Raw genomic sequence first — 5,599 nt, forward strand, 5'->3', positions numbered from 1 at the left:
GTTTAAAAACACTCGGATTTTGCCATCTTATAAAGATCGGTCAACCGATCAATAAACTGCTAAATGATCGGCATTAGCGCTCATTGAGCGCCGTTTTTATGACTACAGTATATCTATTAAAATCCGTGGTTAGCGTTACTCACACGGAACCAGCCCGCAATACTGTAACGGTTAACTCCGGTGCGCAGTACTTCGTGGGGGAAGCGTTCGCTTAAAAATACCACCCATTTACCAAATTCAGGCGTAATGGTTGCTAGTTTATTATCGCTTTTATCATATACGATCAATTCACCAGCATGCTCGGGTTGCCAGTCATGGTTGAGGAACAGGACTGAGGTTAAAATGCGATTTCTTGTTCCTTGTAATACATCTGAATGTTTTTGATAAAATGCACCAGGCTCATAAATGGCGTAGTGGCTCTCAAAATCAAATAGTCCTAAAAACAGTCGTTTGTTCATGCCCTCGCGAAGCTGTGTCATGAGTTCAAGGTAGAGTTTGTCTGAAGGGCGCTGTTCTGACAGCCAACGAATTTTATCGCTGCGTATCGTTTCTACGCGTTGCTGTTCGCCACCACGTCCAATCGCCGCAGGTCGAAAGTCGTCCCAAGTGGCACTTTTAGAGCTTTGTAATAACTGCTCACATACAGATAACGGTAGCGCGTCGGACAGAACGATATAGCCGGTTTCAACCAATGCATCGGCAATGGTATCCATCACAGCTTCACTTAATTGTGGAACCATAACAAAAGGTACTCAAAAGGAGAGAACACGATAGCTTTACTGGCAGGCTCAAAGAGGCTGAGCGCTGTATTCGAGGTAGTGTCAGAACGGGTTGCGGCTCGGTCAAGCTAGCAACTCAATCAAAATCGGCGCGGTTATAGTCCGCGATGGATAAAAAGCAATCGCAGCAAGTATAGGTAGCCTTAGTTAAAAAGCAATTTCTAAAATACTCTTTCGTGTAAATAGGTCGTGCAGAAGAAAGCTGAAAGGGGCAGGTACAGAGATTAATCCTAGCGAGCTAATCAATTGTTAAAGGCATTTGTTTTAATATCACGATGGCTTTTTTCGAGAAATCTTAGACTCTTCACCCTTAAGCAGGCGTTTAATATTGTCTTTATGACGAATTACTATCAGCGTCGAGAGCATGGCTACTGGGATAGTAAATCTGTCATCGAGCCACCAGGTGTATACCGGAGCCAGTAACGCGGTACAAATTGCCGCGAAAGAGGAGTAACGTGTGAGTAGAAGGATGACAATCCATGAGCCCATTAACCATAGTGCTAGGTCATGACCGATAGGAGCCATAGCACCGAATGCTGTTGCGACGCCTTTGCCGCCTTTGAAGTCAAAAAAGACTGGGAAAATATGCCCAAGACAGGCGGCAATAGCAATCACGCCCAATGCGATAGGGTCGACACCAAGTCTAAAGGCTAAGTATGCGGGAGCGGCGCCTTTTAACATATCGCAAAATAGCACTAACGCGGCAGAACTGGCTCCACCGATCCGTAGCACATTGGTCGCGCCAGGGTTCCCTGAGCCTTGGGTGCGGGGATCGGGAAGACCACGTAGCTTACACACCAAAACAGCACTCGACACTGAGCCTGCCAAATAGGCGCCCAAGATCATGACGATTGTGAGTACAGTTACGGTCAAATTGGTTTCCTTATCCTTCTTAGGGTATCATCGCGCCACATAAAAAATGTGCTTGTGTGTTTTGTTGGTTACAGATGAATTAAACACATAACGAGTACATAAAATATTGTTTGAAATGCTTTGGTCGCAGCCTTGCTCTCATAAGCGACAATTATTTAATAATTCTTTATATAGCGAGAGTTATCCTACTTTGGTTTGGTCTCGTTAGAAAGAGCGTTAGCGTAATATTTCAGCTTTGGGGCGGATTATATCTCTTTTGTTCGTTTTAGCTTATCTGACCTCAGAGTCATTGATTAACGTTTTGGAGACATCATGGATAAAGTACTGATTAGAGAACTGAGAATTGAAACCGTAATCGGGATCTATGAGTGGGAAAAACAGATCCATCAGAGCTTGCTTATCGACTTAGACATGGCTTGGGATAATCGACTTGCAGCAGCAAGTGATGATTATCAGCATGCCCTTTGCTATGAAACGGTGTCGAACCGATTGACAGCGTTGATCACCGAAAAGCCGATAGAGTTAATTGAAACCGTAGCTGAGTTGATTGCAGCTTGTGTGATGAGTGAATTTAATGTGCCTTGGGTCAAAGTTAAAGTGATGAAGCCGGGAGCGGTGCCCACAGCATCTGCAGTGGGTGTCGAGATTGAAAGAGGTTATGCATAGATGGCGAAGATTTTTATCAGCCTTGGTAGCAATATCGAACCTGAACGTCACCTTAAGGCTGCGTTAACCGATCTTAATGACTATTTTGATGCGCTCGAACTGTCGTCAGTATTTGAAAGTGAAGCTGTGGGTTTTGAAGGGACTAACTTTCTTAATATGGTGGTTGCCGCCCAAACTGAGTTACCGATAGCTGAGGTAGTTAGCACTTTTAAACAGATTGAACAGAACCATGGTCGAGTGAAAGGGGCTAAGAAATTTGCCCCAAGAACTTTAGATTTAGATCTATTGCTGTATGACGATACCGTTACAACTCAGCCAATAGAACTTCCAAGAGCGGAGATCCTTTATAATGCCTTTGTTTTATGGCCATTAGCGGAAATTGCTCCCTCTTTAATCCACCCCGTTGTCCAACAGTCGTACCAAGCCCTTTGGGATAACTACGACAAGAGTCAGCAGTCATTATGGCCAGTAGAGTTTAGCTGGTCGAAGTAAACCTTTTTTGATTTAGGATAGTTATGGATACCTTTCAGGTGATTATATTGGCTCTTATTCAGGGTCTCACCGAGTTTTTGCCGATCTCAAGTTCTGCTCACCTTATTTTACCTGCTCAGCTGTTGGGCTGGGAAGATCAAGGCTTGTCGTTTGATGTGGCAGTCAATACGGGATCGCTATTAGCCGTGGTGATGTATTTCCGCCGCGAGCTGTTATCAATGTTTACTGCTTGGACAGGCAGTATTGTTACAGGTAAGCAAACCCAAGAAAGTAAGTTATCTTGGTGGATTATTTTAGCGACTATTCCTGCTGTAATTGTTGGTTTTAGCGCAAAAGGTTTTATCGAAACCCATTTTCGCAATATGGAAGTGATTGCAGCCACCACCATTATTTTTGGTCTATTACTGTGGTGGGCAGATAAAATGCAGCGTGAAGGGTTTAATGAGTTTCAAGTCGGCTGGAAAAAAGCCCTTGTGATTGGTATTGCACAGGCGATGGCGCTTATACCAGGTACCTCACGTTCTGGTGCTACGATTACCGCAGCCTTGATGCTAGGATTAAGTCGCGAAGCCGCGGCACGTTTTTCATTTTTGATGTCGGTACCTGTGAGCTTAGGCGCTGCGATTTTGGTCACTAAAGATCTGCTCGATAGCGGTCAAGTTATCGATTACCAAGCACTGGGTTTGGGTATCGTGGTGTCATTTATAGCGGCATACATCTGTATCCATTACTTTTTGAAGATCATAAGTAAGATGGGTATGACACCATTTGTGATTTATCGCCTCGCTTTAGGTGCGGTGTTATGTGGCTTTATCTTCCTGTAAATAGATAAAGTCACCCTATAATTTAAGCATTCAAGCTAATTGATGAGCGTGTTATGAATAGTATTTATCTTTGTCCTGTATGTCAGTCACCCTTTATGGTGCATGAAGAGTCGAAAGGCTTGCACTGTGAAAACAAGCATCACTTTGACATCAATGAGCAAGGCTACTGGGTGTTTAGCCAACCCAAAAAACCTAAAGCAGACTCACGCGCAGTGATGCGTGCTAAGCGCTATGTACTTGAGTCGGGGATCTATATTCCGCTAGCACAAGCGATTGCCAAGGTTATTGCTGAGTTACCTCAAGTTATCTCCGCAGAGGCCTTGTCTCAGCTGGACTTTGATTGTGGTGATGGTTACTTCTTGCGTACGGTAAAGGGCATTTTGTCTGAGTTAAAGCCCGAGCTGTCATTAACCCAAACGGGTATCGGTGAAGCTGAGAATGCCATATTTGCTGCTGCTAAAGCGGAGGCGAGTCCTACCTATATCGTTTCAACGTTGAAGCACTTACCTTTTGCCAATGAAAGCTTTGATTTGGTCACGTTGATCGATAAGCAGTTAAAAGGCAAAGAGTTGACTCGTGTACTGAAGCAAGATGGCGTGATACTGCAAGTGGCTGCGGGTCCTAGGCATTTATGGCAAATTCGTGAGTTTATCTACCCAGACTTATCTGAAAAGCCAGTTAGTGATAATTTACCTAAAGAGCTTGAGTTGCAGCATAGTGAGCGCTTATCTCTTACGGCAAGTGTATCGGGCGAACAGGCAATAGCACTACTTGAAATGACACCGTATGCATGGCGTGCGAATGATAAGGTGCGTCATCAAATTCAACATGCTCAGTTTGATACATTAGAAATCGACTTTGTTATTAACGTGATGACTAGAAAATAATCTGTGCTCAGGTTAACCTTTGCTTATTCAACTAATCGGAAACTGAAAAACTGATGATGCGTAATTTGCTGTTGTTCATCTTGGCATTTTTGCCACTGGCTTCATTTGCCAATGTTTATTCAATTCCTCAAGATGGCAGTCGCCTAGTTGGGGAGTTGCAAGAGCACGTCGTACAGAAGGGGGACTTCTTCCAGACGATTTCAAAACAATACAATATCGGTATTTTGGAATTGATGGAGTCTAATCCTGGCGTTGACCCATTTTTGCCAACACCTGGTAGCCGTTTATTGATCCCAACGCAAATGTTACTGCCTGATGTGCCTCATAAAGGTGTGGTGATTAATTTAGCTGAGCTGCGTTTATATTACTTCCCTAAAGGCGGTAAAGAAGTGCATGTGTTCCCTGTGGGAATTGGCCGTATTGGCCGAGAAACACCTGAAATGGTCACTAAGATCAAGTCACGTATTCCTAATCCAAGTTGGACACCGCCTGCTAGTATTCGTAAAGAGCACTTAGAGGAACTTGGCGAAGAGTTACCTCGTGTGGTTCCCGCTGGGCCGGATAACCCATTAGGTAAGTTTGCCATTCAGCTTTCTTATGGCGACGGCAGCTACCTTATTCACGGAACAAACAAAGACTTTGGCATCGGCATGCGTGTTAGTGCAGGCTGTATTCGTCTCAATCCTGATGACATTGAATGGTTGTTCGATAAGGTAAAATATGGTGACCAGGTTACGATTATCAACGAAACCGTTAAAACATCGACAGAACCTGATGGACGTCAATTAATCGAGGTGCATTCGCCACTTTCAACGGCTAACGGTGGCAGTGATAAGGTCCGTGAAATGAGTCGTGGTGTGGTTGAGTTTATTGGTAAAGAAGACGTAGATTACAGCAAAGCCAATGATGCGTTACTGACTCAAGCTGGGATCCCGGTGAACATTCAAAGCTAATCGTAAAGTTGATTATTGATTGGTATTATTTTAAAGGCGTCCATATTGGGTAATGCCGATCATTTAGCAGTTTATTGATCGGTTGACCGATCTTTATAAGATGGCAAAATCCGAGTGTTTTTAAA

7 protein-coding genes are annotated in these 5,599 nt (G+C 43.9%); 5 read left to right on the plus strand and 2 right to left on the minus strand.

The window, feature by feature from the left end; all coding sequences use genetic code 11:
* Nucleotides 1-116 precede the first annotated feature (116 nt).
* Together ACVBJC_RS20195 and plsY are read right to left on the minus strand one after the other, a co-directional pair.
* Complete coding sequence (locus ACVBJC_RS20195) at nucleotides 117-740, minus strand: 2OG-Fe(II) oxygenase (protein ID WP_447162705.1); 624 nt, start codon at nucleotides 738-740, stop codon at nucleotides 117-119.
* A 309-nt stretch (nucleotides 741-1,049) separates the two neighbouring features.
* A complete protein-coding gene (gene plsY, locus ACVBJC_RS20200) occupies nucleotides 1,050-1,652 on the minus strand; it encodes a glycerol-3-phosphate 1-O-acyltransferase PlsY (protein WP_447162704.1) in 603 nt (200 codons plus the stop codon).
* Nucleotides 1,653-1,964: 312 nt separating this feature from the next.
* On the opposite strand from plsY, the gene folB reads away from it, so the two are divergent.
* The 5 genes from folB to ACVBJC_RS20225 are packed head-to-tail and all read left to right on the plus strand — an operon-like array spanning nucleotide 1,965 to nucleotide 5,474.
* Nucleotides 1,965-2,318: a dihydroneopterin aldolase gene (gene folB / locus ACVBJC_RS20205; protein ID WP_447162703.1), complete on the plus strand. Its 354-nt coding sequence runs from the start codon at nucleotides 1,965-1,967 to the stop codon at nucleotides 2,316-2,318.
* Nucleotides 2,319-2,810, plus strand: coding sequence for a 2-amino-4-hydroxy-6-hydroxymethyldihydropteridine diphosphokinase (gene folK / locus ACVBJC_RS20210; protein WP_447162702.1), 492 nt, complete (start codon nucleotides 2,319-2,321; stop codon nucleotides 2,808-2,810).
* A 23-nt stretch (nucleotides 2,811-2,833) separates the two neighbouring features.
* Nucleotides 2,834-3,634, plus strand: coding sequence for an undecaprenyl-diphosphate phosphatase (locus ACVBJC_RS20215; protein ID WP_447162701.1), 801 nt, complete (start codon nucleotides 2,834-2,836; stop codon nucleotides 3,632-3,634).
* A 53-nt stretch (nucleotides 3,635-3,687) separates the two neighbouring features.
* Nucleotides 3,688-4,521, plus strand: a complete 834-nt coding sequence (locus tag ACVBJC_RS20220; RefSeq protein WP_447162700.1) for a putative RNA methyltransferase — start codon at nucleotides 3,688-3,690, stop codon at nucleotides 4,519-4,521.
* Between the two features lie 53 nt (nucleotides 4,522-4,574).
* Nucleotides 4,575-5,474 carry a L,D-transpeptidase family protein gene (locus tag ACVBJC_RS20225; protein WP_447162699.1) on the plus strand — a complete coding sequence of 300 codons (900 nt, stop codon included), beginning with the start codon at nucleotides 4,575-4,577 and terminating at the stop codon, nucleotides 5,472-5,474.
* The last annotated feature ends 125 nt before the right edge of the window (nucleotides 5,475-5,599 follow it).

The organism is Shewanella sp. 0m-6, from assembly GCF_052977325.1.

Coding starts and splice junctions, on each gene's coding strand:
- ACVBJC_RS20195 (WP_447162705.1), bottom strand. CDS start 740: ATGGTTCCACAATTAAGTGAAGCTGTGATGGATACCATTGCCGATGCA.
- folB (WP_447162703.1), top strand. CDS start 1,965: ATGGATAAAGTACTGATTAGAGAACTGAGAATTGAAACCGTAATCGGG.
- folK (WP_447162702.1), top strand. CDS start 2,319: ATGGCGAAGATTTTTATCAGCCTTGGTAGCAATATCGAACCTGAACGT.
- ACVBJC_RS20215 (WP_447162701.1), top strand. CDS start 2,834: ATGGATACCTTTCAGGTGATTATATTGGCTCTTATTCAGGGTCTCACC.
- ACVBJC_RS20220 (WP_447162700.1), top strand. CDS start 3,688: ATGAATAGTATTTATCTTTGTCCTGTATGTCAGTCACCCTTTATGGTG.
- ACVBJC_RS20225 (WP_447162699.1), top strand. CDS start 4,575: ATGATGCGTAATTTGCTGTTGTTCATCTTGGCATTTTTGCCACTGGCT.